This window comes from Luteimonas sp. Soil_C_5, assembly GCF_057656615.1.
Genome location: NZ_JBDGKA010000001.1, coordinates 556,133 through 579,255, shown reverse-complemented (window position 1 = coordinate 579,255; position 23,123 = coordinate 556,133). Strand labels below are relative to the sequence as shown.

Annotated in this window: 22 protein-coding genes; all 22 read right to left on the bottom strand. The window is 69.4% G+C overall.

From position 1 onward, the window contains the following. Positions 1-142 precede the first annotated feature (142 nt). Entirely contained in the window at positions 143-490 is a 348-nt protein-coding gene (gene fliN, locus AC3A5K_RS02885) for a flagellar motor switch protein FliN (RefSeq protein WP_487615998.1), read from the bottom strand. Further along, positions 487-1,497: a flagellar motor switch protein FliM gene (fliM, locus tag AC3A5K_RS02880; protein WP_487615997.1), complete on the bottom strand. Its 1,011-nt coding sequence runs from the start codon at positions 1,495-1,497 to the stop codon at positions 487-489. Before fliM ends, fliN begins: the two co-directional genes overlap by 4 nt. Before the next feature lie 10 nt (positions 1,498-1,507). Further along, the gene (locus AC3A5K_RS02875) at positions 1,508-1,978 is read right to left on the bottom strand and encodes a flagellar basal body-associated FliL family protein (RefSeq protein WP_487615996.1); all 471 of its coding nucleotides are present in this window, start codon (positions 1,976-1,978) and stop codon (positions 1,508-1,510) included. A gap of 530 nt (positions 1,979-2,508) precedes the next feature. Continuing rightward, positions 2,509-3,570 carry a flagellar hook-length control protein FliK gene (locus tag AC3A5K_RS02870; RefSeq protein ID WP_487615995.1) on the bottom strand — a complete coding sequence of 354 codons (1,062 nt, stop codon included), beginning with the start codon at positions 3,568-3,570 and terminating at the stop codon, positions 2,509-2,511. Continuing rightward, positions 3,567-4,019 carry a flagellar export protein FliJ gene (fliJ, locus tag AC3A5K_RS02865; RefSeq protein WP_487615994.1) on the bottom strand — a complete coding sequence of 151 codons (453 nt, stop codon included), beginning with the start codon at positions 4,017-4,019 and terminating at the stop codon, positions 3,567-3,569. The genes AC3A5K_RS02870 and fliJ overlap by 4 nt, the downstream gene beginning before the upstream one ends. Continuing rightward, positions 4,016-5,407, bottom strand: coding sequence for a FliI/YscN family ATPase (locus AC3A5K_RS02860; RefSeq protein WP_487615993.1), 1,392 nt, complete (start codon positions 5,405-5,407; stop codon positions 4,016-4,018). Before AC3A5K_RS02860 ends, fliJ begins: the two co-directional genes overlap by 4 nt. Beyond that, positions 5,404-6,018: a FliH/SctL family protein gene (locus AC3A5K_RS02855; protein ID WP_487615992.1), complete on the bottom strand. Its 615-nt coding sequence runs from the start codon at positions 6,016-6,018 to the stop codon at positions 5,404-5,406. The genes AC3A5K_RS02860 and AC3A5K_RS02855 overlap by 4 nt, the downstream gene beginning before the upstream one ends. Next, positions 6,015-7,031, bottom strand: a complete 1,017-nt coding sequence (gene fliG / locus AC3A5K_RS02850; RefSeq protein WP_487615991.1) for a flagellar motor switch protein FliG — start codon at positions 7,029-7,031, stop codon at positions 6,015-6,017. The genes AC3A5K_RS02855 and fliG overlap by 4 nt, the downstream gene beginning before the upstream one ends. After that, complete coding sequence (fliF, locus tag AC3A5K_RS02845; protein ID WP_487615990.1) at positions 7,015-8,706, bottom strand: flagellar basal-body MS-ring/collar protein FliF; 1,692 nt, start codon at positions 8,704-8,706, stop codon at positions 7,015-7,017. The genes fliG and fliF overlap by 17 nt, the downstream gene beginning before the upstream one ends. A 29-nt stretch (positions 8,707-8,735) precedes the next feature. After that, positions 8,736-9,125 carry a flagellar hook-basal body complex protein FliE gene (gene fliE / locus AC3A5K_RS02840; RefSeq protein WP_232118590.1) on the bottom strand — a complete coding sequence of 130 codons (390 nt, stop codon included), beginning with the start codon at positions 9,123-9,125 and terminating at the stop codon, positions 8,736-8,738. Positions 9,126-9,418: 293 nt separating this feature from the next. Then, positions 9,419-10,882 (bottom strand): sigma-54 dependent transcriptional regulator, encoded by a 1,464-nt coding sequence (locus AC3A5K_RS02835; RefSeq protein WP_487615989.1) that lies wholly within the window; start codon positions 10,880-10,882, stop codon positions 9,419-9,421. Continuing rightward, complete coding sequence (locus AC3A5K_RS02830; protein WP_487615988.1) at positions 10,879-11,274, bottom strand: response regulator; 396 nt, start codon at positions 11,272-11,274, stop codon at positions 10,879-10,881. The genes AC3A5K_RS02835 and AC3A5K_RS02830 overlap by 4 nt, the downstream gene beginning before the upstream one ends. Positions 11,275-11,284: 10 nt before the next feature. Beyond that, positions 11,285-12,691 carry an RNA polymerase factor sigma-54 gene (gene rpoN / locus AC3A5K_RS02825; RefSeq protein WP_487615987.1) on the bottom strand — a complete coding sequence of 469 codons (1,407 nt, stop codon included), beginning with the start codon at positions 12,689-12,691 and terminating at the stop codon, positions 11,285-11,287. Between the two features lie 193 nt (positions 12,692-12,884). Continuing rightward, positions 12,885-13,517 carry a response regulator gene (locus tag AC3A5K_RS02820; protein ID WP_487615986.1) on the bottom strand — a complete coding sequence of 211 codons (633 nt, stop codon included), beginning with the start codon at positions 13,515-13,517 and terminating at the stop codon, positions 12,885-12,887. A gap of 65 nt (positions 13,518-13,582) precedes the next feature. Continuing rightward, positions 13,583-14,152, bottom strand: coding sequence for a PilZ domain-containing protein (locus AC3A5K_RS02815; RefSeq protein ID WP_487615985.1), 570 nt, complete (start codon positions 14,150-14,152; stop codon positions 13,583-13,585). Continuing rightward, complete coding sequence (locus AC3A5K_RS02810; protein ID WP_487615984.1) at positions 14,149-14,451, bottom strand: hypothetical protein; 303 nt, start codon at positions 14,449-14,451, stop codon at positions 14,149-14,151. The genes AC3A5K_RS02815 and AC3A5K_RS02810 overlap by 4 nt, the downstream gene beginning before the upstream one ends. After that, positions 14,448-14,867: a flagellar export chaperone FliS gene (gene fliS, locus AC3A5K_RS02805; RefSeq protein WP_487615983.1), complete on the bottom strand. Its 420-nt coding sequence runs from the start codon at positions 14,865-14,867 to the stop codon at positions 14,448-14,450. Before fliS ends, AC3A5K_RS02810 begins: the two co-directional genes overlap by 4 nt. A gap of 17 nt (positions 14,868-14,884) precedes the next feature. After that, positions 14,885-16,288 (bottom strand): flagellar filament capping protein FliD, encoded by a 1,404-nt coding sequence (gene fliD, locus AC3A5K_RS02800; protein WP_487615982.1) that lies wholly within the window; start codon positions 16,286-16,288, stop codon positions 14,885-14,887. Between the two features lie 391 nt (positions 16,289-16,679). Beyond that, positions 16,680-17,888, bottom strand: a complete 1,209-nt coding sequence (locus AC3A5K_RS02795) for a flagellin (RefSeq protein WP_487616303.1) — start codon at positions 17,886-17,888, stop codon at positions 16,680-16,682. 961 nt (positions 17,889-18,849) lie between these two features. Beyond that, positions 18,850-20,049 carry a flagellar hook-associated protein FlgL gene (flgL, locus tag AC3A5K_RS02790; RefSeq protein ID WP_487615981.1) on the bottom strand — a complete coding sequence of 400 codons (1,200 nt, stop codon included), beginning with the start codon at positions 20,047-20,049 and terminating at the stop codon, positions 18,850-18,852. Then, positions 20,046-21,923, bottom strand: coding sequence for a flagellar hook-associated protein FlgK (gene flgK, locus AC3A5K_RS02785; RefSeq protein ID WP_487615980.1), 1,878 nt, complete (start codon positions 21,921-21,923; stop codon positions 20,046-20,048). Before flgK ends, flgL begins: the two co-directional genes overlap by 4 nt. Positions 21,924-21,931: 8 nt before the next feature. Then, positions 21,932-23,122 carry a flagellar assembly peptidoglycan hydrolase FlgJ gene (gene flgJ, locus AC3A5K_RS02780; RefSeq protein WP_487615979.1) on the bottom strand — a complete coding sequence of 397 codons (1,191 nt, stop codon included), beginning with the start codon at positions 23,120-23,122 and terminating at the stop codon, positions 21,932-21,934. Position 23,123 lies beyond the last annotated feature (1 nt).

Below are 23,123 nucleotides of genomic sequence, written 5' to 3'. Positions count from 1 at the left end.
ACCGGAGCCTTCCCGTCGGCCGACGGTGCCGGCGTCTGGACCGTGGTGTCACCAGCGTCGCGCGTATCGACGGCCCGGCCGTCGACATCGCGCGCAGCCGTCGGCGCGGCGGCCGTAGCCACCGGCAGGGCACTCGTCACGATCACCGGAGTCTCCGGATCCGTTCGCTCGGGCTGACGACGTCGGTCAGGCGCACGCCGAAGCGGTCGTTGATGACCACGACTTCGCCATGCGCGATCAGGGTGCCGTTGACGTAGACGTCCAGCGGTTCGCCGGCGCCGCGTTCGAGTTCGATCACCGAGCCGCGGTTGAGCTGCAGCAGGTTGCGGATCGGCATGCGCGTGCGTCCGACTTCCAGCGACAGCGCCACCGGCACGTCGAGGATGACGTCGAGGTTGAGGTCGCTCGCATCCAGCGGGCCGTCGGCGCGCAGGTCGTCGAACTTGGCCGGCGAGACGGCGTCCTGGAAGGGATTGTCCTGGGGATTCATACGGGCAGATCCTGGGGTTCTGTGCGGCGCGCGGGCGTGGTGCCCGGCGGGTGTGTCTCGGTGATCTTCACGACGTTGTAGCCACCGGCGGTGCCGAAGCGTCCGGTGAAGACCGGAACGCCCTCGACGCAGACCGGCACTTCGGCGGGCAGGTCGATCGGCAGGATGTCGCCGACCTTCAACCGGGTGAGCTGGCGCAGATCGATGCTGCGCTTGGCCAGCACGCTCGATACCGAGACTTCCGAAGTCATCAGCTGCTCGCGCATCGAGATGTTCCAGCTCTCGTCGCGGTCCACGCGGTCGCTCTGGATGCCGGCATCGAGGAGCTCGCGGATCGGCTCGAGCATCGAGTACGGCAGGGTCACGTGGATCTCGCCGCCGCCGCCTTCGAGTTCGACGTGGAAGCGGCTGACCACCACGTACTCGCGCGGGGTGACGATGTTGGCGAAGTGCGGGTTGATCTCGGAGTTGATGTATTCGCACTCCACATCCAGCACCGGCGCCCAGGCTTCGGCCAGATCGGCGAAGGTCTGCTTGAGCATCAGCTGGATCACGCGCATCTCGGTGGCCGTGAACTCGCGGCCTTCGATACGGGTGGGGTAGCGGCCGTCACCGCCGAAGAAGTTGTCGACGACGGCGAACACCAGCTTCGGTTCGAACACGATCAGGCCGGTGCCGCGCAGCGGCTTGAACTTGATCAGGTTGAGGTTGGTCGGCACGTAGAGCTGGTGCAGGTAGTCGCCGAACTTGATCAGGTCGATGCCGCGCACCGACAGGTCGGCCGAGCGCCGGATCAGGTTGAACAGGCCGATCCGCCACAGGCGCACGAAACGCTCGTTGACCATCTCCAGCGTCGGCATGCGGCCGCGGATGATGCGGTCCTGGCTGGCGAAGTCGTAGGTCCGGGCGACACCCGGATCGGGCGCCGGCTCGGTATCCACGGCGCCGGAATCGACGCCGTGCAGCAGCGCGTCGATCTCGTCCTGGGAGAGCAGGTCGTTGCTCATCGACGCCTGCTCACTGGGTCACGAAGCTGGTGAACAGCAGCGCTTCGGCGATCGGCTTGCCGGTCTCTTCGACCATCAGGGCGCGCACCTCTTCCAGTGCCTTGGCCTGCAGCGCTTCCTTGCCCTCGCGGGTGGCGACGCCATCGTAGGTCTGCTGCGCGAACAGCATCAGCAGGCGCGCGCGCAGGGCCGGTTCGTGCTGCTGCAGCTGGGCGACCGCCAGCGGATCGCGCGTGACGAGCTGCACTTCCACCTGCAGGTAGCGCGGCCCCATCGGGGTTTCGTCGAGGTTGACGACGAAGGCCGGCACCATCGGCAGGTACTGGGCCGGCGCGGGCAGTTTCGATGCCGGCTCGGGGCTGTGGTTGTAGAGGAACCAGCCGGCACCGCCGGCGCCCAGCAGGACGACGAGCGCGCCGAACACCACCAGCAGGCGGCGCTTGGACGAGGGAGGACGGGGCGATTGGGCGACAGCGGCCACGTGACGGTACCTGAGTGAATCCACGCAGGGAGATGCAAACGCCGTGCCGTTCGCGCGTCGGAATTCCGTCGGGGCGGCTGCGGTCGGGATCGCACGCTGTGTCGACGCCGGATGTCAGGCGCATCGAAGGCGCGGAACGGGCGGGCGGTCAGCCGTGTGTTCGCTGGCAGAACCGGACGATGTGACCGGCGGCTCTGACGCAAACGAGAGCGCCCTGCGGTGTCGAGTTCGGCCCGTTCGCGATTGTCGGCGGCACGCGGGCAGCAATGCGATCCGGGACTGCGTTGTCGCGCGATGTGCGACAGGCGCAGCCCCTGCCATCTCCATTGCTGCGCGCAGCGGTCATCCGAGCCAGGCGTGCTGTGCAAGGCCTGCGAGTGATGCGAGATGCCGCAGCGGGGCAGGCCACGCCGCCCGGCCTCAACGACGAAGGACGACGTGCCGATGGAGCGCGATCCGCCAGCGCGAAGCGCCTGGCCGTTCGTCACCCATCAGGCGCCAATCGCCCGGCGCGATGCCGGGCGACCGGATCAGGCGTAGGCGTCGAGCAGGCCGAGGCTCATGGGGCGCGGCGCGAGATCGAGGGTCTGGCTGCCGCTGTCCTGCCCATCGGACGACGCCGTGCCGGTTGACGGCGTCGGCGACGGATCTCCGTCGCGTCCATCGGCGTGGCCGCTGCCGACGCCGGCATGCGCCAGCTGGAAGCCGTGTTCGCCGAGCAGATCGCGCAGGCGCGGCAGGCCCTGCTCGAGCGCCTGCCGGGTATCGGCCTGCGGCGCGACGAATTCGGCGCGGATCCGGTCGCCGTCCATGTGCAGGCGCACTTCGACCGGGCCCAGGTCGTGCGGGGTCACGCGGATGCGTGCGTGGCCGATCTTCTGCTCGGCCATCCATTCGAGCTGGGCGCCGAAGCGCGCTTCGAAGTCCTCGGCGCCGACCTCGGGAGTCGGCAGCGGCGCGGCGAGCATCGGCGCGGGTTCGCGCAGGGCCGCGGTCGCCGGCAGTGCGAACGTCACCGGCATGGGCTCGCCGCCTTCGTCCGGCGCCGCGGTGTCGACCGCGAGCGCGGGCATCGGCAACGCGGCGTCAGCGTCGGGACGCGCGGCCTCGGGCAATGCGATCGCCGCCTGCGTCGCGGCGCCCGGCATCGAGGTGGCCGCGGGTGTCAGGACGCCACCCGGCGTCAGCGGACGCAGCTCGGCTTCGGGATCCTCGGGCGCGGGTGCTGCGGCCGGCGCGGCGTCGGCGGCGAAGCCGAGCAGGCCGGCGAGGCCGATCGGTGGCCATACGGGCGCCGGCTGCTGCACGTCGACGATCGCCGTCGCCGGCGATTCGATGGTGTCCTGGTCGGGACGGTCACCCGCACCCGGCAAGGTCGTGGATTCCAGGGCTGCATCGGCCGTGCTGGCTTCGGCTGCCGCATCGCCGGTCGTCTGCGCGCGCGGCGCATCGGCACCGGCGCGAGGGCCCTGCCGGCGTTCCAGCGCCTGCGCGAAGGCGTTGCCTTCACCGGTGCCGGGCGCGGCCTTGTCGCTGCGGGCGCCCGGTGCCGGCGCGGGCGGTGCCGAGGACGCAGCGGACAGCGGCGTCATGCATCGGCTCCATCGGCGGCCATGGCGTTGAGCCGCACGCGGCGTGCGCCCAGATCGTCGAGTTCGCGCTGCGAGCGGCGCTCGTCGACCTGACGTTCCTGCGCGCGATAGCTGGCGGCCAGCTGTTCGAGCACCTGCTTGTCGCGGCTGGCCAGCAGCAGGCGGCCGCGTTCGACCTCGACCGTCTGCCGGCTGTTGTCGACCGCGCGCGACTGTTGCTCCACCGCCGACTGCAGGCGGTCGAGAAAGGCGCGGCGGTTGGCCAGCTGCGCAGGGCTGGTCGCCGCCAGCTGGCTGTTGCCGTATTCGTCCGCGTAGCGGCGCAGCTCGACCAGTTGCGCTTCGTGCTGCGCCAGCGTGCTCTGCCGGTCGGCCAGCACGCGCGCCGCTGCGTCCTCGGTTTCCTGGGCACGGTTGAGCAGGGGATCGATGCGGCGGGACTGCTTCATGCGGTGGCTTCCTCGGGATGCAGCAGGCGTTCGAGCGCCTCGCGGCTGTGGTGCAGGTCGGCGGCGCGGGCGATGTCCTGCCCGAGGAACGCGACGATTTCCGGCCAGCGCGCCAGGGCCTCGTCGACCGCCGGATCGGCGCCGCGCTGGTAGGCGCCGATGGCGATCAGGTCGCGGTTGGCGTTGTAGGCCGAGATCAGCCGCTTCAACGAGCGGATGCGCTCGCGCCAGGTGTCGTCGGCGATTTCGGTGACCACGCGGCTGACCGACGATTCGACGTCGATCGCCGGATACAGGCCGGCGTCAGCGATACGCCGGGACAGCAGGATGTGGCCGTCGAGAATCGCGCGTGCGGCATCGGCGATGGGATCCTGCGGATCGTCGCCTTCGGTCAGCACGGTGTAGAAGGCGGTGATCGAGCCGCGCCCGGCGGCGCCGTTGCCGGCGCGTTCGACCAGTGCCGGCAGCTTGGCGAACACCGACGGCGGATAGCCGCGGGTGGTCGGCGGCTCGCCGACCGACAGGCCGATCTCGCGCTGCGCCTGGGCGAAGCGGGTCAGCGAATCCATCAGCAGCAGGACGTTGAGGCCCTGGTCGCGGAACCACTCGGCGATCGCGGTCGCGCGGTAGGCGCCATGCAACCGCGCCAGCGGCGGGCGGTCGGCAGGGGCGGCCACGACGACCGCGCGGCGCAGGCCTTCCTCGCCCAGCGTGCTCTCGACGAAATCGCGCACTTCGCGGCCACGTTCGCCGATCAGGCCGACGACGATGACGTCGGCCTCGGTGAAGCGGGTCATCATGCCGAGCAGCGTCGACTTGCCGACGCCCGAACCCGCGAACAGGCCCACGCGCTGGCCGCGGCCGATCGGCAGCAGCGCATTGATCGCGCGCACGCCGACGTCCAGCGGCTGGATGATGGGTTCGCGCGCCAGCGGATTGATCGACACGCCGGCCATGCCGACGCTGCCTTCGGCGCGGATCGGGCCCTTGCCGTCCAGCGGCACGCCGTCGGAATCGATGACCCGGCCCAGCAGGCCCTCGCCGATCTCGACGCCGCCGCGGCGGTGCAACGGCACAACGCGCGCGTTCGGCAGCAGGCCGTGCAGTTCGGCGCTGGGCATCAGCGAGGTGCGGTCGCCGGCGAAGCCGACGACTTCGGCCTCGACCCAGCCGCCGTCGACCTCGACCTTGCAGGTGGCGCCCATCGGCGCCTCGCAGCCGACAGCTTCGACGGTCAGCCCGATGGCGCGACGCAGGATGCCTTCGCGGATCAGGCCGCGGCCGGCAGCCGGGTCGGGCCCGGTCGCATCGAGGCGCGTCGCCAGGCGCAGGTTGCGCGCGGTCAGCCAGTCGGCCGGATCGGCGCTGGGCAGGTGCACGGCGCTCATGCGCGCGCCCCGGCGCGGCGCAGGACGACATCCAGCGCGCCGCGCAGACGCGCGTCGAGACTGCCGTCGATGCGCACACTTTCGGCATGCACGCGCAGGTCGCCACGGGCGAGCGCCGGGTCAGCGACCAGCCGCGTGGCGTCGCCCAGCGACAGCAGCGGCGTCAGGGCGGCGATGTCGTCGGGATGCAGGCGCACCTCGACTTCACGCGCCGCGCCGCCGACCGCGACCACGGCTTCGTCGACCAGTTCGGCCAGCAGATCCGGTTCGGCCTGGTAGGCGCGGCCCACCAGGCCACCGGCGATGCGCACGGCCAGTTCGCCGAGCGAGGCCACGACCTCGTTCTCGAGGCGGGCGAGGGGACGGGAGAAGTTGTCGAGAATGCCCTCGATCTGCGCGGTCAGCCGGCGCATTTCGCTCTGGCCGGCCGCCATGCCTTCGGCGCGGCCCTGGGCCAGTCCTTCTTCATAGCCTTCGCGCTGGGCGTCGTCGCGGATCTGCTGGATCTCCTCCAGCGACGGCGGACGCGGCATCTCGACGGGCTCGTCCTGGACGACGGCACGTTGCGTGTCTTCCAGCGACGGGGCGTACCAGCGCACGGCCTCGCTCATACCAGTTCCTCGGCATTGCCGCCGCCCAGCGTGATCGTGCCCTCATCGGCGAGACGCCGCACCAGGGTGAGGATTTCCTTCTGCGCGGTTTCCACGTCGGACAGGCGCACCGGACCGCGGGCCTCCATGTCCTCGAGCAGGATCTCGGCCGCACGCTGCGACATGTTGCGGGTGATCTTGTCGCGCACCTTGGGATCGGCGCCGCGCAGCGCCACGCCGAGGCGGTCGCCGGACACTTCGCGCAGCACCGCCTGCAGCTCGCGGTCGTCGAGTTCGATCAGGTCGTCGAACACGAACATCAGGTCCTGGATACGCTGGCCCAGCTGCTCGTCGACCTTGCGGATCGCGCCCAGCAGGCTCTGGTCCTGGCCGGTGTCCATGAAGTTGAGGATGTTGGCTGCCACCTTGATGCCGCCCACGGCCGACGACTTGAGGTTCTGGTTGCCGGCGAACTGGCGCTCCATGATCTCGTTGAGTTCGTTGAGCGCGTTCGGCGGAATGCCGTCGAGGGTGGCGATACGCAGCAGCACGTCGGCGCGGGTGCGCTCGGGCAGCAGCTTCAGCGTTTCGGCGGCCTGGTCGGCGTCGAGATGCGACAGCACGATGGCGATGATCTGCGGATGTTCGTGGCGTACGAGATCGGAGATCGCGCGCGGGTCCATCCACTTCAGCGTGTCGAGGCCGGTGGTGTTGCGGCCCAGCAGGATGCGGTCGATCAGGCTGCCGGCCTTGTCCGCGCCCAGCGCCTGCACCAGCACCGCGCGGATGTAATCGTCGGCGCCGACGCCGAGCGAGGTCTGGCGGTCGAGCGCGCCGGTGAAGTCGTCCATGACGGTGGCGACCTGTTCGCGGCTGACCGCGCCCATCGTCGCCATCGCCAGGCCGAGCTTCTGCACTTCCTTGGCGTCCATGTGCTTGAGCACCTCGGCCGCGTCCACCTCGCCGAGCGAGAGCAGCAGCACGGCGGCGCGCTGGACGCCGTTGAGTGCGTTGAGATCAGGCGGCCGCTTCATCGTCCAACCATCCCTTGACCACCTGCGCCACGCGCTTGGAATCCGTCTTCACCGCCTCGCGCGCCGTGCGCAGGCGGTCCTCGTAAGCATCCGACGGCAATGCGATCGGTGCACGTGCATCGGCCAGTGCCGCGATGCGCGCCGTGTCGTCGGCCAGTTCGGGCATCGGATCGTCGAGCAGGGTCACCTCGGCCACGGCCGGTGTCTTGGGCGCAGGTGCTTTCGACGGCCCGGCGATCTGGCGGACGGCGGGGCGCACGACGCCGAACAGCAGCGCCAGCACCACCAGGGCACCCAGGACCAGGCGCGCGATGTCGCGCATCATCGGCTGCTGCCACCAGGGCGGTGCCTCGAAGCCTTCCGACTGTTCGCGCACGAACGGGGTGTTCATCACCGACACCGTGTCGCCACGGCTTTCGTCGAAGCCCACGGCCTGGCGCACCAGCGCCTCGACGCGCTGCAGTTCGGCGGCGGTCAGCGGCTGCGCCGAGGTCGCGCCATCGGTGCCGGCGCGCGGCACATGGTCGACCAGCACCGCGGCGCTGACCCGGCGGATGCGGCCCGGCGGCTGGCGGGTGTGGCTGAGCGTGCGGTCGAGCTCGTAGTTGCGCGTGGCGCTGCGCGAGGAATCGCCCGCGGCGCCGGTCGCGGCGGCCGCGACCTGGGCATCGACCGGCGCCGGATTGACCGCGGTGTCGGGCAGGTTGCTGGTCGCGCCGGGAATGCCCTGTGGGCCGCTGTCGCGCGATGCGGATTCGCTGGTCTGCTCGCTGCGCAGCTTCGGCGGCTCGGCGTTGTACAGCTCGCGCGCCTCTTCGCTGACGGAGAAATCCATGTCGACGGTGACTTCGGCATTGACCCGCCCGGCGCCGGCCATCGGCTCGAGCAGCTCGCGGATGCGCTGGTTGAACGAGGTTTCCTGGCGGCGGACCTGCTCGAACTGGATCGCGCTCAGCGCAGCGGCCGGGTCCTGGGCGTCGTTGCTGAGCAGGCGGCCGTTCTGGTCGACCACGGTCACGCGGTCGGGGGCGAGATCGGGAATGCTGGACGCGACCAGATGCACGATCGCATCGACCTGGCCGCGTTCCAGCGTCGCACCGCCGCGCAGTTCGAGCACGACGGAGGCACTGGCGGCCTCGCGCTGGCGGGTGAATGCCGACGGCTTGGGAATCGCCAGATGCACACGCGCATCGCGCACCGGGCGCAGCGCGGCGATGGTGCGCACCAGCTCGGTTTCCAGTGCGTGCTGATAGCGCGCGTTCTCGACGAACTGGCTGACGCCGAAGCCCGGGTCACGCTCCATCAGTTCGAAACCGATGCGGCCCGATTCGCCCAGGCCCGAGCCGGCGAGCTTCAGCCGCGCATCGTGGATGTTGGCTTCGGGGACCGAGATCGCGCCGGAGGCCTGGTCGATCTTGAAGGGGATCTGCGCCGCGCGCAGCAGGTCGCTGGCCTCGGCCGTGGCCTTGGCGTCGAGCCCGGCGTACAGCGGCACGTAGCCGGGCTTCTGCGCCCAGAAAAAGACCATCAGGCCGACCGCGATGGCGACCGCGAGCAGGGCCATCTTGGCCAGCCGGCCGGCCAGCTGCATCTTTTCCAGACGGTCGAGCACATCGACCGCCTTGCGGCTGGCCGCGTCGGTATTGAGTGCGTCCTTGGACAGCGAGATCGCCATGGTGCTGGGTTATTCCTGGCCGGGCCGCATCACAGCGGCATGTTCATGACGTCCTGGTACGCCTGTACCAGTCGATTGCGCACTTCCACGGTGGCCCGGAACGCGACCTGCGACTGCTGGGCCGCAACCATCACCTTGGCGAGATCCGCGCCGGGCTCACCGAGCTCGAACGCGCGGACCAGTTCTCCCGACCGCTGCTGGGCGCCGTTGACGCCCTCGATCGCGTTGCGCAGCGTCGCCCCGAAACTCGGCGCCGCCACCCCGGTCGTGCCGCCGACACCCTGCAGTCCACCGATCCCACCCTGGACCGCGATCGCGTCGCTGCGCGGTACGTCGGCCGCGGTCATCTGCCGCGCCTGGCCGACCTGGCCCTGGTAGCTGCGGATCTGCGAGAGGATCGAGTTGACCGAGTGCGTCATGGGAACGATCGAGGAGGAAGCCGTTCTCCCTCATGCAAAACGTGTGCCGGAACCGCGGGGCAGGGGTGCCGGAAATCCGGCGGCGCCCTGTGGCGGAGCGACGCCTTCCACAGTCTTCGCAACCATCATTCCCGCGCGCCTGCACCGGCGGACCGCCGTGGGAGCGCGCTTGCGCGCGATGGCGCGGTCCCGGTAAAGCCTCGTCGCGCGCAAGCGCGCTCCCACACACATCGCCCGGTCCCATCGGGGCTGGTCAGTCCCCCAAACGTCCCTCAACCCGCCGCCAGAAACCGTCAGGCCGCCAGGTCGCGCTCGATGCCGTACTTGCGCAGCTTCTCGGCCAGCGTCGTGCGGCGAAGACCCAGCAGCTGCGCGGCGTGGGCGACGACGCCGTCGCTGCGCTCCAGCGCTTCGCGGATCAGGCCCAGTTCGATGCGGGCCATATGGTCGCGAAGGTCCATGCCGTCTTCGGGCAGGTGCGCGGTTTCGTCTTCGGCGACTGCGGCCGGCGCGACGCTGGCGACTACTGCAGCCGCAGGCGCTGTGACGACCGGTGTCGCGGCCGCCGGTTCAGCGATCGCCACCGGCGCGTCGATGAGCAGATGCTCGCGATAGCGGTGCGGCAGGTCCTGCACCCGGACCAGACCGCCCGGATTGAGGACGGCCAGACGCTCGACCAGGTTGCTCAGCTCGCGCACGTTGCCCGGCCAGGCATAGCCGGCCAGCGCATCGAGGGTGTCGGCGGCGAAGCGGATCTCGCCGCGGCCGTTGCGGGCCAGCTGGCCGGCGATGGTGCGCACCAGTTCCGGCAGGTCGTCACGACGCTCGCGCAGCGACGGCATGTCGATCGGGAACACGTTGAGGCGATAGAACAGGTCTTCGCGGAACTGGCCGTCGCCGATGCGCGCTTCCAGGTCGCGGTGGGTCGCGGCGATGACGCGCACGTCGCACTTGATGCTCTGGTTGCCGCCGACGCGCTCGAAGCAGCGTTCCTGCAGCACACGCAGCAGCTTGACCTGCATCGGCAGGCTCATGTCACCGATTTCGTCGAGCAGCAGGGTGCCGCCCTCGGCCATTTCGAAGCGGCCCTTGCGCGCCGACAGGGCGCCGGTGAACGCGCCCTTCTCGTGGCCGAAGAGTTCGCTTTCCAGCAGTTCGGCCGGGATCGCGCCGCAGTTAATCGCCACGAACGGGCCGTCGCGACGGTCCGAGCGCTGGTGGATCGCGCGCGCGGCGACTTCCTTGCCGGTCCCCGATTCGCCCAGCACGAGCACGGTGGTGTCGAACGGGGCGACCTGGTCGATCATCCGGCGCAGCGTCTGCACTGGTTCGCTGGTGCCGGTGGGGCCGCCGCCCTGATCGGCCGTGGCCTGGGTGTCGGCGTCGATGCGCTTGAGGCTGGCCATGCGCAGCAGGTTTTCCAGCTGTGCATGGCGCAGCGGGGATTCCAGTGCCCAGACGCCGGCTTCGTGGAGGGCGTGCGCGGCGGCGAAGGCGGCCGGTTCGTCGTCCAGCAGCAGCACCGGCGGTGCGATGCCGGCCTGGCCCAGCCAGGTGAAGAAGCTGCGCGCGGCGGCCGCGTCGTCGAGGCTGCCGACCAGCACCGCCACCCAGTCGCTGGGACGGTTGCGCGCGGCCGAGACTTCGCCCGGCTCGGACACCCAGCGCGGACGCAGGTCCATGAACTCGAGCAGCGTGCACAGGCGTTCGGCGCGTTCGCCGTTGCTGTCGAGGACCAGGATGCGGGGCTCACTCATGACACGGCTCCATCACGCGGCGCGGCCGCATGCAGGGATTCGAGGATCTGCATGACGTCCTGGATGTAGGACAGCTTGCTGACGAAGTTGTCGGCGCCGGCGCGCGTGGCGTGCTCGCGGTGTTCGGCATCGTCGAAATGGCTGGCGATCACCACATACGGCGGCGCGTCCTGGGCCTTGATCAGGCGCGTGGCCTGCAGGCCGCCCATCTCCGGCATCGCCAGATCCATCAGCACCACGTCCGGGCGCAGCGCCTCGGACTGGGCGATCGCCTCGAGGCCGTTGGCAGCGGTGCCGACCACGTCCAGCCAGTCGATCTTGCGGAAGTGGCGCTGGGCGGCGTTGATGAAGCCCTCGTGGTCGTCGACCAGGAGCACGTGGATGGTCTGCATTCCGATGTCCTCAGCCCGCACGGGCGAGCAGGGTGGGGCGGGCACCACGACGGCGCGTCCGCGCCGGGGCGATGTCGAGCTGTTCGCGGTACTTGGCGACGGTGCGGCGCGCGATGTGCACGCCCTGGCGCGCCAGCAGCGCGGCGATGGCTTCGTCAGCCAGCGGGCGCTGCGCCGGTTCGGCGTCGATCAGGCGACGCACCATCGCCTTGACCGCGGCGCCGGAAACGTTGGCACCGTCGAGTCGCACGGCGAAGAAACGCTTCATTTCGATCGTGCCGCGCGGCGTCTGCAGGAACTTTCCGGTGGTGATGCGCGAGACGGTGGATTCGTGCATGCCGATCGCGTCCGCCACGTCCTTGAGCGTCAGCGGCGCCATGGATTCCTCGCCGCGTTCCAGGAATGCGGCCTGGCGCTCGACGATCACGCGGGCGGTGCGCAGCAGGGTGTCGTAGCGCATCGACAGACCGCGGGTGAACCAGCGCGCTTCCTGCAGCATGTCGCGCATCGGTGCACTGCCTTCGCCATTGGACAGGGCGCGTTCGTAGCCGGCGTTGATCGACACGCGCGGCGCAGCGGCCGGATTCAGCGCGACGCGCCAGCCGGCGTCGGCGTGCCAGACAACGACGTCGGGCACCACTGCGGTGGCCTCGACCGGCGCGCCGGCCTGCGCCGGACGCGGGTCCAGCGACAGCACCACACGCACGGCCTCGTGCACGTCCGCTTCGTCGCGCTGCAGATGCTTGGCCAGTGCGGCGATGTCGTGCCCGGCCAGCAGATCCAGCGCGGTGTCGATCAGGCGACGGGCGAGGGTGCGTCCGGCGACGCGGCCGGGCAGTGCGGCCAGCTGGGCCAGCAGGCATTCGCGCAGGTCGCGCGCGGCCACGCCGGCCGGGTCGCCGGCCAGCAGCTGCTGGCGCACGGCTTCGATCTCGGCGGGCGCGCGGCCGAACCGCTCGGCGGCGTCGCGCAGTAGATCGCCGTGCGGCGCCGCGAGATAGCCGGCGTCGTCGCAATGTGTGAGCCAGAACGCGGCGATCTCCAGATCGCCGGCATCGAGTTCCGATGCCAGACGCTGCAGGATGCGCAGGTGCGGATCGCTCGATTCACCGGCGGCGATGCGCTGCAGGCCGTCTTCGTCGTCGCCGCTCCAGGCGGCGCCGCGCACGTCCCACATCGAGGATTCGGGCAGTTCGTCGAATGCCGCGACATCGGTCGCCGCTTCGGCGCGTTCCGGCACCGGACTTGCAACAGGCTCTTCGTCGAGTTCGAGCAGCGGGTTCTGCTCGAGCACGCGGCGGATTTCGAGATCGAGCTGCAGGCCGTCGAGCTGCAGCAGCCGAATCGACTGCAACAGCTGGGGCGTCATATGCAGCCCCTGGCCCAGCTGCATCGAGGTGGTGGCACTCGTTTTCATCGTCGCCGGATTCCCGTCGCGGCGCTCCCCGCGCCCGTGAAAGCATCGTGAAGCCGTCGCGACGGTTCCGGTATCGGGGCGTTTCCGACAGCGCACGGGGTTCGCCCCACCTGTGTCGGGGTTTCCCTGACAGTTGGGCAGTCACGGCCGTGTCGGATCTCCGTCGGGGCTCAGGCCTGCGACGGTCGGGCGATCAGTCGGGATCGCGGCTGCGGCGGGCAGCCAGCAGCACCAGTTCGTTCGCGCGGCGACAGCCCAGCGCTTCCATCATGCGGGCGCGGTGGGTTTCGACGGTCTTGACGCTGATGCCCAACTCGACCGCGATTTCCTTGCTGCTCAGGCCATTGCCGATCATGTCGAGAATCTGCCGCTGCCGGTTGGACAGCGAATCGACGCCCGCGGCCTTGGGCCGGCCGAGCAGGGGCGCCATCATCCGCGACGACAGCCGCGGGCTGAGAAAGACTTCACCGGCCTGCGCGGTGCGCAGCGCCAGTTCCAGTTCCAGCGGCGCGGCGTCCTTGACCACGAATCCCGCGGCGCCGCGTTCGAGCGCGCTGCGCACGTGCTGGGCATCGTCGTGCATCGACATGATCAACACGCGGGTGGCGGGCAGCTCGGCATGGATCGCGCCCATCGCCTCGATGCCGCTGCGCCCGGGCAGGGACAGGTCCATCAGGACCACGTCCGGGCGGTGGATCAGCGCGAGGTCGAGCGCCTCGTCGGCGCGGCTGGCTTCGGCGCAGACATCGACGCCGCCGAACCCCTGCAGCAGACGGGCCAGGCCCGCGCGTACGAGGGTGTGGTCGTCGACGATCAGTACTCGCACCAGCCGGTTTCTCCCTTACCGCCGGGCCGCCCCGGTGACCGCAGGATACGCGAGACCGCGCAGCCTCACCGGCGGCGCTGTTCCGCGACCTGGCGGCGATGCAGACGGAACAGATGCCGGTCGAGTGCTTCGACCAGGCCCGGCGTCAGCTCGGCGAAGGCCAGCCACACGCGCGTGCCGTGATCGAGCGCCTCGCGGGCGATGACGGTTGCAGGCAGTTCCAGATGATCGGGCAGCCATTCGACCGGCTGCAGGCGCACGAGCACGCGTGACTCCGGGGCGAGTCCGTCCGCGGTGTCCAGGTCCATGCGCAGGCCAGAACGCGACCAGCGCAGCGGACGCTCGGGCAGGCCGTCGGCGTGCATCGCCAGGCGACCGACGAGCGCCAGGATCAGGTCGAGCTTGGCGTCCATGCGCTGCGCGAGCAGCGGCAGGTCGCCGTGTTCCTCGCCGCCGTCTTCCTTGCGCAGATCCTCGATCTGGGCGAGTCCGTGCAGCAGCGTGATCGCCTGCGACTGGCGGCCGGGACCGGCGCCTGCGGTCACCGCGACCGGCAACACCAGCGAGCAATCGAGCTGGTCGCCGAACAGGGCCTGGTCGGCGGGCGTATCGAGCGGGGCCTCGAGTTCGTTCACAGCGCGACCTCGACGTTGGCGTAGGCACGGGAGGCGCTGTCCTGCCGGTGCGCCTGGCGCAGCGCGTCGCCGATCACCGTCTGGCGCTCGCGCATGCGCAACACCAGGGCGTTCTGGATCGCGAGCAGGTCGCGCAGCACGTCGAGCGGTGTGTCCGGGGTGGTGGCCTCGATGTAGCTGCGCAGCGCCGCGTCGTAATCGGTCATGCGCTGCGCGGCCGTGTCCAGCTCGCCCGCATCGACCGCGGCGCCCAGCGCTTCGAGCCGGTCGTAAAGGTCCTGGCGGACCATCGGGTTCACGCCAGCGCTCCGGCGGTGTCGGCGGCTGCGACTGCGCCGGGACGGATCGCGGTCCAGGCCGCGTCGATCTCGCCCAGCAGCGACAGGCTTTCGCGCAACGCGTCCGGATCGTTGTGGAGGTTGGCCTCGGTCAGGCGGCGCAGCACGTAGTCATACAGCGACGACAGGTTGGCGGCGATCTCGCCACCGGCCTCGTGGTCCAGCGAGCCACTGAGATGGCCGACGATCGCGCAGGCCTCGCCGATCGCCTTGCCCTTGCGCGCGGGATCGCCGCGTTCCATGCAGGCTTCCGCCAGACGGATGCGCTCGCAGGCACCCGACAGCAACAGGGCCACCAGCTTGTGCGGATCGGCGTCCATGACAGCGCCTTCGAGCTGGCTCTGGCGGTACTGCTGGGCGTAATGGCGCTGCATCATGGGTGTGTCCTTCCCGCTTATCTCGTTTGTGTCGACAGGTTGGCAAGCTGCTGTGCCAACGCGGAGCTGGTGGTGGTCATCTGGGCCATCAGGGAATCGAGGGCCACGAACTGGGTGCGGTAGCGCTTGGCCGCCGCGTCCATGCGAACGTCCAGGGCTTCGCGCTGACGGGTCACGTCCTTCAGCTGGTCGTTGAGGCCCTTGGTGCGCAGCGTGATCGCGCCGTCCGTGCCGACATAGCCCTTGACCACACTGTTGAGCTTGGCCGCGAGGCCGTTCTCGCCGGTGAACGCGGCGATGACCTGGGCCGAATTGGCCGCCATCGCGTCATTGAATTTGGTGGCGTCGAGCACCAGGGTGCCGTCCGGATTTGGAAAGCCTTGGGTCTGCAGGCCGAGTGTCTTCGCATCGAGACCCTGTTCGGCCAGGCCGCCCAGCAGATCGTTCATGACGTTGCGCAGTTGCGCCGCGGCGCCGCGCATCTGCGCATCGCCCGTCAGGGAGGACGGCGTTTTGGTCTCGGCGTTGTATGTGGTGGCGGTGCCGATCGCCTTGAGCGCGGCGTTGTAGGCCTTGACGAAATTGTCGACCGCAGCGCGGCTGCCGGAGGGATCGGCACTGACATCGACCCGGCTCGTACCCGCCTGCTTGAGCACCAGACTCATGCCGGGGACGGCATCCTTGACGGTATTGGTCGGCGACGTGGTGACCAGACCGTCGATCGAGACGCGGGCATCGGCGGCCGGTGACTGGTCGCGCAGGCCACCCACCAGTCCCTGCAGATCACTGCCACCGTCGAGGACCTGGATGGAGACGGCGTTCGCGGTGCCGGTCTTCGCGCTGCCGACCGACAGATGGTGCCCGCCGTCGGACGTCAGCAGGGCCGCCTGCACGCCGTGCTTGCCCGCGGCGTCGTTGATGGCGCCGCGGATATCGGCCAGCGTCGAATCCGCCTTCACCGCGACGTCGACCGTGTGTTCGCCAATCGCAACGCGCAACGTGCCCGCGCCGAACTTCGTGCCGACCTCGACACCGTCGCCGAGCATCTTGTGTGCGGTGGCCAGCGACAACACCTCGACCTGGTAGCTGCCGACCGGCGTGTTGCGTCCGGCGGTCGGGGTCAGGACGGGATCGCTCGACGCGTTCGGCGGCGCGGCACCGGATGCGACGGACAGCATCGTCGAACTGACGGTGCGGGCCCCCAGCGCATCCGCTTTCTGCAGCGCATCGAGTGCGGTCTTCAGCGAGTCGAATGCGGAATTGACGGTGCCCAGCCCGGACAGCTTGAACTTGGTGGTGGATTCCAGCGTGTTGAGACGCGCGTTCTGCGGTGCGCGGTCGGCCGCGACCAGCTGGTTGACGATGTCGCTGATGTTCAGTCCGGAGCCAATGCCTCCGTAACCGAATGAGTAATCCGCCATGCTCTCTCTCCTGGCCGGGAACTGCCCCGGGCGGGCCGCACACGGCGACCTGATGCTGTAACGGCCCCATGCCGCGCTTCTTGAGGGCTGCAAGATGTGTGCCTGACGGGTCGCGCCGTACCGCACAAGGCCCGCATCTCTGTGGGAGCGCGCTTGCGCGCGAAGGCGCTTGTCCGGGAACGCCTATCGCGCGCAAGCGCGCTCCCACATGGACAACGTCCGCAGTGACGGCTGGTCGATTCCGCTCGTCCGCGGGCGGGCTGGAATGCGCTGGTCACGTCACGCCAGAGCCGCTTGGCCGACTCCCCCAAACAAAAAAAACCCCCGGCCGGAGCCGGAGGTCTTCGAACACGCAGGAGACCGTTGCCGGTCTCCTGCGGTGCCGTCGAACTCAGCGCAGCAGGCTGAGCACGTTGTTCGGCAGCTGGTTAGCCTGGGCCAGCATGGCGGTACCGGCCTGCTGCAGGACCTGCGTACGCGACAGCTCGGCGGTTTCCTTGGCGAAGTCGGTGTCCATGATGCGGCTGCGCGAGGCGGACAGGTTCTCCGACGAGGTCTGCAGGTTCGCGACGACCGAGCTGAAGCGGTTCTGCACGGCACCCAGGTCGGCGCGCGAGGAGTTCACGTCCTTCAGGGCGGCGTCCATCGCCAGGATCATGCGGTCGGCGGCTTCGGCGGTCAGGACCGTCTCGTTCTCGAAGCCAACATTGTTCGTGACGGTGTCATACGTGTCTGCAGTGAGGCCCGTGTTGGCAGTCGATGCGTCGCCGGACAGCTCAATCTCGATCTCCTTGCCATCGTTGTTGCTCAGCGTGACCGCTCCGGTGGTGTCGTTGACCGTAGCGGTCACGCCGGTCTGGCCAGTGGCCGCGTTGATCGCGGCTGCCACGGCGGCGCCCTGTGCCGTCGCAGAGCCGCTGCCGGCGGCGACCACTCCGATATCGATGCCGTTGATCTTCAGATCGCCGGCAGCGAAACCGCCGGTGGCGTCAGTAGGATCGACAGGCGGAGTGCCGGTCGGATCGCCTGGATCAGCCGCAGCGAACTCGGTCGCAGCAGCGCCGACCACTCGGACCGACTCGTAGCTACCCAGCTGATCGATGTTTGCGTTGGCGATCGAGGCGATCGAGATCGTCTGGCCCTGATTCGCGCCGACCTGGAAGGCCTTGGCGGTGAACGAGCCGTCGAGCAGCTTGGTGTCGTTGAACGAGGTCTGCTGCGAAACGCGCTGGATCTCTTCCTTCAGCTGCGTGACTTCAGCATTCAGCGCCTGACGGTCGGACTCGGAGTTGGTGGCGTTGCGCGACTGCACGGCCAGCTCACGGATGCGCTGCAGGTTGTTGCCGATCTCGCCCAGCGCGCCTTCGGCGGTCTGTGCCAGCGAGATGCCGTCGTTGGCATTGCGGGCGGCCTGGTTCATGCCGCGGATCTGGGTGGTGAAGCGCTCGGAGATCGCGAGACCGGCGGCGTCGTCCTTGGCGCTGTTGATGCGCTGGCCCGACGACAGGCGCTGGATCGAGGTCGACAGGCTGGCGCTGTTGGTGGCCAGGTTGCGCTGGGCGTTGAGCGAGATGGTGTTGGTGTTGATGACGGACATGATGCAGGTCTCCTGGTATGGGGAATCCGGCACGGGAACAGGGCCTGGCCGGTGGCTCCGCAGGGGGTTGCCGGTGTCGGCCCTGTCCTCTGCTGTAACCAATAACGGCGTCTCGTCGTCAAGCTTTAATGCTGTTTTGCCGGCGATTCGCAGCCCGTTGCCGGACCGTTCCCATTAACGGCAGGTGGGCCGGGAGGTTGAGCCTCGGATGCGTTGACGGCACAGGCCGTACCGAGAGGCAGGGCGATGACCGTGCATTCCGCGTCGATCCGGTCAGAGACGGGTTCGAGGACCTGACGTCATCTCTCCAGCGCGCAACGAGCGATGCTTCAGCAGACTAGACGACGGCTTCAATCTGTCGGGATTCGAGGCGCTGGAAGACGCGCCATTCGACTAAAACGCTTGCCTGACCTGCCGTTCGGTGATCAAAGCGTCGCGGGAATGTCGATCGGAAGACGGCGTGCAGACCGAGGCAGTCGAAGGAAAGCACGCAGACACACGCGGCGATCGATGCCGCGGACGCAGACCTCGCGTCCGCGCATTGATGAGTCAATGCACTCGTATCGCTGCGCGTGCGCACGATGGCGGTTTCTCTGTAGAGCCCTGCGCGCGCGAGCGCGCGCCTGCCAAAGGCCCACGCGGATGACATCAACGAAGATCGAACAGCGACAGGCGCTGCATCTGCACGAGGTGCAGCCGATGCAATCGGATCGCTTCTGTTGGCGCGCGCTTGCACGCGATGGCGATTTCTCTGGAAAGCCTTTCGCGCGCAAGCGCGCTCCTTCGAAAAGACCAGGCTGATGACATCTGCACGACAGATGGAACAGCGACAGGCGCTGCATCTGCAGGAAACCCAGCCGACGCGACCGGATTTCGTCTGTAGGCGCGCGCTTGCGTGCGACGGCGCTTTGCCTGGAAAGCCGTTCGCGCGCAAGCGCGCGTCTACAAGGACGAACTGATCAGATCAGCGCAGCAGATCGAACAGCGACAGGCGCTGCATCTGCACGAAGCTCATCTGGGCCGCTTCCAGCGCGACCTTCTCGAGATTGAAGCGGCTGATCGCATCGGCGTAATCGAGATCGCGCAGGCCCGACAGCGTGGTCTCGATGGTCAAGGTGTGCGCATCGCGCAGCGACGCGGCGTTTTCGATCGCGGCGAGTTGCGCGCCGCCGTTCGCGCGCACGTCGATGAAGTGATCCATCGCGGTCGAGATGTCGCGCATGGAACCCTGCAGCGCATTCTGCTGCGCGGCGCGCTGGGCATCCGTGGTCGGCGCCATCGTCAGGGCGCCGAGCAGATTGTCGATCGTGGCGAACACGTCGCGCGTGCCCGCCGGTCCCAGGGAAAACCCGTCGCCATCTGCAGGCGCGCCGTCGATCACCACGCGCGCACCGGCGACGGTGATGGCGTCGCCTGCCGTATGCACGCCGCTGGCGACGACATCGCCGTCCGCATTGCTGACGTCGTAAGCGCCGTCCTCGCCGAATGTGATGCGATAGCTGCCGCCATCCCATTGCCCGGAGTCGGTCAGGCCGAAGGTGCCGATACGAGCGGTGCCGGTATTCGCGGCATCGGCGCTCACATCGATACGTCCGTCGCCGGTGCGCACGCGCAGGAAGACTTCGCTGCCGGGCATGGTGTCGGCAACGAACATCTGCGGCGCGATCTCGACCTGGCGGCGCGTCTGGTCGCCGGCGTAGGCGACACCGCCGCCGGCCTTGGCGAACGGCGGCGAACCGTCCTGCGTGCCGCCGAACAGATAGCGCCCGGCACCGTCGGGACTGTTGGCGATGTCGAGCAGGCTGGCGCGCAGGCTGGTGACTTCAGTGGCGATCGCCTTGCGGTCCTCATCCGACAGCGACGCGCTGTTGGCGCGCACGGTGAGTTCGGTGATGCGGCCCATGACACCGCCGGCCTGGGTCAGCGCCGCCTCCTGCATGCCGAGCCGATGGCCGACCGCATCGGCATTCTTGCCGAAGCGTTCCAGCTCGGCTTTCGAGCGGTCCAGTGCGACGGCTGCGCCGGCGCCGACGGGATCGTCCTTGGCGGTCAGCAGTTTCTTGCCGGTGCTCAGCTCGTTCTGGATGCGCGCCAGCGATGCCTGCTTGGACTGCAACGTCGAGATCGACTGCTGGTACAGCATGCCGGTGGAGATGCGGGTCATCGGCGGACGGCTCCGAGCAGGGACTGGAACAGGGTGTCGGCGGTGGAGATGATCTGCGCGGCGGCCTGGTAGGCCTGCTGCAGACGCAGCATGTTGGCCGCTTCCTCATCGAGATTGACGCCGGAGATGCTCTCGCGGGCGGCGTAGGCCTGCTCGTGCAGCGTGGCCTGCGCTTCGGCCGCGTAACCCGCGTGGCGCGCGGCGGAGCCCACCGCGGTGGTCAGGCCCGAGATCGCGCCGTTGAGGCTCAGCGAGCCGCCGTTGAGGGCCTTGGCATCGTCGAAGCCGGCCAGCAGCGCCGCGTTGCCGTTGTTGCTCGAACCCGGCGCCGTCGGCGCCATGGTGAAGCTGTCGCCGGCCGCCGGAATGCCGTCGAGCACGAACGACCAGCCGTTGGCGCTGATCGTGTCGCCGGGCGTATAGGCGAAGGGCCCATCGCCATCGATCATGTACTCGTTGCCGTCGAGGAATTCGACCGTGGACGGCGTGCGCAGCGCCGGATCGGACGCGTCGCCGATGCGCACCGTGCCCGGCTTGGCGCTGCCGACATTGCCCAGCGCGCTTTGCACCTGCACTGGCGACGCCGCGGCGATGCGACCGGGATCGGTGATCGCCACGGACAGACCGCGCGCGGCCTGCGCCGTGGGCTGGAGCAGGAAGCGGTCGCCGTCCTGCGGCGCGCCATCGAGTGCGAGAGCGACCCCGCCCACGCGCAGGGGATCGCCGGCTGCGCCGGAGCCCGTCACTGCCACACCCGCGCCGGTGAGCGCATCGGTCGCGGTCCACGCGCCGCCCTGGAACTGCAGCACCAGATTGCGGCCATCGATCGCGCCGAGATCCCCGACACTGGCCGAGAGGCGCGCCGTGCCGTTGTTGGCCGCATGGCCGGTGACCGCGGGCGCAGGCACATTGAAGAATGCGCCGCCCATGTCGCCGTACTGGTCGACGCCGGCGGCGTGGCCGGCATTGAAGGCGGTGCCGAAGGCGAGCGCGATGCGCCCCAGCTCGGCCTGGGTGGGATCGAGCACCTGGGCGCGGAATTCCAGCAGGCCGCCGATCTTGCCGCCCATCACGCGCTCGTCGAGGCGGACCGTCTGACCCTGGGTCTGCAGCGCCAGCTGCTGGCGCTCCGGACGATACGGGTCGGCGACCAGGGTCAGCTGCGAGGCCTGCACGCCGACCACCAGCGCCTGGCCCCCGGCCGAAAACACGTTCATCGCACCGCCGTCCTGCTGGACGGCGGTGCCGCCGGTCAGCGAGACGAGGTCGCGGATCATCTGGTCGCGGCGGTCGAGCAGATCGGGCGATGCATTCTGCGCACTGCCGATGCGCCCGTTGAGCTGGGCGATCTCGCTGGCCAGCCGGTTGACCTCGCCTGCGCTGGCGGCAAGTCCACTGTCGACCTCGGTCGACAGGCGGTCGAACTGGCCCTGCAACTGCTGGAAGCGGGTGGTCAGCGCATTGGCCTGGCCCAGCACGTTCTGCCGCTCGGCCGGGGCCGAGGCGCTGGACGAGAGCGCGCTGACCGAATCGAAGAAGTTCGACCACAGACCGGCGATACCGGTGGTGGATTCGGACATCAGGCTGTCGACGCGACCGGACAGCGAGGCCAGCTGCTCCAGCCGCGCGAGTTCGCCGCCGCTGTCGATCAGGCGCGCATTGGCGAGATCGTCGGCGACCCGGCGCACGTCGCTGATCTGGGTGCCGCGGCCGATATAGCCGGCACCGATCATCTGCGGCGAGCGCGCCTCGAAGTCGACCGTCTGGCGGCTGTAGCCGGGCGTCTTGATGTTGGCGACGTTGTGGCTGACCGTCGACAGCGCCCGCTGGAAGGCGAGCAGGGCGCTGGTGCCGGTGGAAAGGATGTTGGCCATGGGCGGACTCAGCGACGAAGGAGGGCCTGGACCGCGCGTTCGGCGGCCTCGGCAACAGTGTTGACGGGCGTGGCCGGGGCCACCGCGTTCAGCGGTTGCGCCGCGGCGCTGCCGGCGCGCGCGAACTGCGAGATCGTCGACAGGGCACGGTCCAGCGTGGGGCCATTGGCGATCGCGCTGAGCTTGTCGGCGTAGCGCGGGTCGGTGGCGTAGCCGGCCTGCTGCAGTGAAGTGGCAAAACGGCGCACGTCGCCGCCGGATTCCAGCGCCTGGCGGTAGCGCGGATTCGATTTGAGCAGGCGCACGTAGTCGGCGAAGCTTTCGGCCGGCGAGTCGTAGGCGCGGAATTCGGCACGCTCGGTATGGCGCACGCCGTTGGTGTACTCGTGCGTGGTCGCCGCGGCGCGGTCGCCCTTCCAGCCGGTCGCCTTGATGCCGAACAGGTTGTGGGCGGTACCGCCGTCGCCGCGCTGGATGGTGCGGCGGCCCCAGCCGGTTTCCAGCGCCGCCTGCGCGACCAGGGCGCGCGCATCGACGCCCAGCTCGCGCGCGGCCTGCTGGGCGTGCGACCAGATCGACGCGACGAACCGCTCGGGCGAGCGCGGCGCAAAGGATTCGGCCGCGGCGCGCGAGGCCTGTTCCAGCGCGGCCGGTACCTGGCCCACGGCCGCGCTGACCCGGGTGGCCGCGCCGGTCACGGCCTCGACCGCCGGCCGCGCACGTGCCATCAACTGGTCGATGAAGCCGTCCATCGGCGATTGCGTGTCGGACGTGGAGGCGCTGGCGCTGCTGACCGGACGGCCTGCGATGAGGTCCAGCGTCTGCGCGCCCAGCGCTTCGGGCAGGGCGCCGATGCCGGTGTGTTCCTGCAGATCGAGTGCCTGTCCGGCCGGATCGCCGGCGAGGCGCGTATCCAGCGCCGGCGCGGCGGCATCGCCGCCGCCGAGCTGGCGGGCGATCACCTTGGCGAGGCCCAGACCATTGCCCTCGGTCATGGATTTCGCCAGTCGCTGGTCGTAGAGATCGCGATACAGCTGGTTCTCCCCGGGAAACAGCGAGTCGCCCATGCTGGCGTCGCGCATGCTCTTGATCAGCATCTGCGCGAACACGCCTTCGAACTCGCGCGCAGCCTTGTCGATGCGCGCGGCATCGGGGCGTTGGACGGGATTGAGTTCGACGGGCGTGGACGCGATGCGCATG

What these genes read in the sequence shown, in the direction of transcription:
- flgJ (WP_487615979.1), bottom strand. Translation starts at nt 23,122, where the DNA reads ATGCGCATCGCGTCCACGCCCGTCGAACTCAATCCCGTCCAACGCCCC.
- AC3A5K_RS02855 (WP_487615992.1), bottom strand. Translation starts at nt 6,018, where the DNA reads ATGAGCGAGGCCGTGCGCTGGTACGCCCCGTCGCTGGAAGACACGCAA.
- flgL (WP_487615981.1), bottom strand. Translation starts at nt 20,049, where the DNA reads ATGACCCGCATCTCCACCGGCATGCTGTACCAGCAGTCGATCTCGACG.
- AC3A5K_RS02860 (WP_487615993.1), bottom strand. Translation starts at nt 5,407, where the DNA reads ATGAGCGCCGTGCACCTGCCCAGCGCCGATCCGGCCGACTGGCTGACC.
- fliD (WP_487615982.1), bottom strand. Translation starts at nt 16,288, where the DNA reads ATGGCGGATTACTCATTCGGTTACGGAGGCATTGGCTCCGGACTGAAC.
- fliF (WP_487615990.1), bottom strand. Translation starts at nt 8,706, where the DNA reads ATGGCGATCTCGCTGTCCAAGGACGCACTCAATACCGACGCGGCCAGC.
- fliG (WP_487615991.1), bottom strand. Translation starts at nt 7,031, where the DNA reads ATGAAGCGGCCGCCTGATCTCAACGCACTCAACGGCGTCCAGCGCGCC.
- fliN (WP_487615998.1), bottom strand. Translation starts at nt 490, where the DNA reads ATGAATCCCCAGGACAATCCCTTCCAGGACGCCGTCTCGCCGGCCAAG.
- fliJ (WP_487615994.1), bottom strand. Translation starts at nt 4,019, where the DNA reads ATGAAGCAGTCCCGCCGCATCGATCCCCTGCTCAACCGTGCCCAGGAA.
- AC3A5K_RS02830 (WP_487615988.1), bottom strand. Translation starts at nt 11,274, where the DNA reads ATGCAGACCATCCACGTGCTCCTGGTCGACGACCACGAGGGCTTCATC.
- AC3A5K_RS02835 (WP_487615989.1), bottom strand. Translation starts at nt 10,882, where the DNA reads ATGAGTGAGCCCCGCATCCTGGTCCTCGACAGCAACGGCGAACGCGCC.
- fliS (WP_487615983.1), bottom strand. Translation starts at nt 14,867, where the DNA reads ATGATGCAGCGCCATTACGCCCAGCAGTACCGCCAGAGCCAGCTCGAA.
- rpoN (WP_487615987.1), bottom strand. Translation starts at nt 12,691, where the DNA reads ATGAAAACGAGTGCCACCACCTCGATGCAGCTGGGCCAGGGGCTGCAT.
- fliE (WP_232118590.1), bottom strand. Translation starts at nt 9,125, where the DNA reads ATGACGCACTCGGTCAACTCGATCCTCTCGCAGATCCGCAGCTACCAG.
- flgK (WP_487615980.1), bottom strand. Translation starts at nt 21,923, where the DNA reads ATGGCCAACATCCTTTCCACCGGCACCAGCGCCCTGCTCGCCTTCCAG.
- AC3A5K_RS02870 (WP_487615995.1), bottom strand. Translation starts at nt 3,570, where the DNA reads ATGACGCCGCTGTCCGCTGCGTCCTCGGCACCGCCCGCGCCGGCACCG.
- fliM (WP_487615997.1), bottom strand. Translation starts at nt 1,497, where the DNA reads ATGAGCAACGACCTGCTCTCCCAGGACGAGATCGACGCGCTGCTGCAC.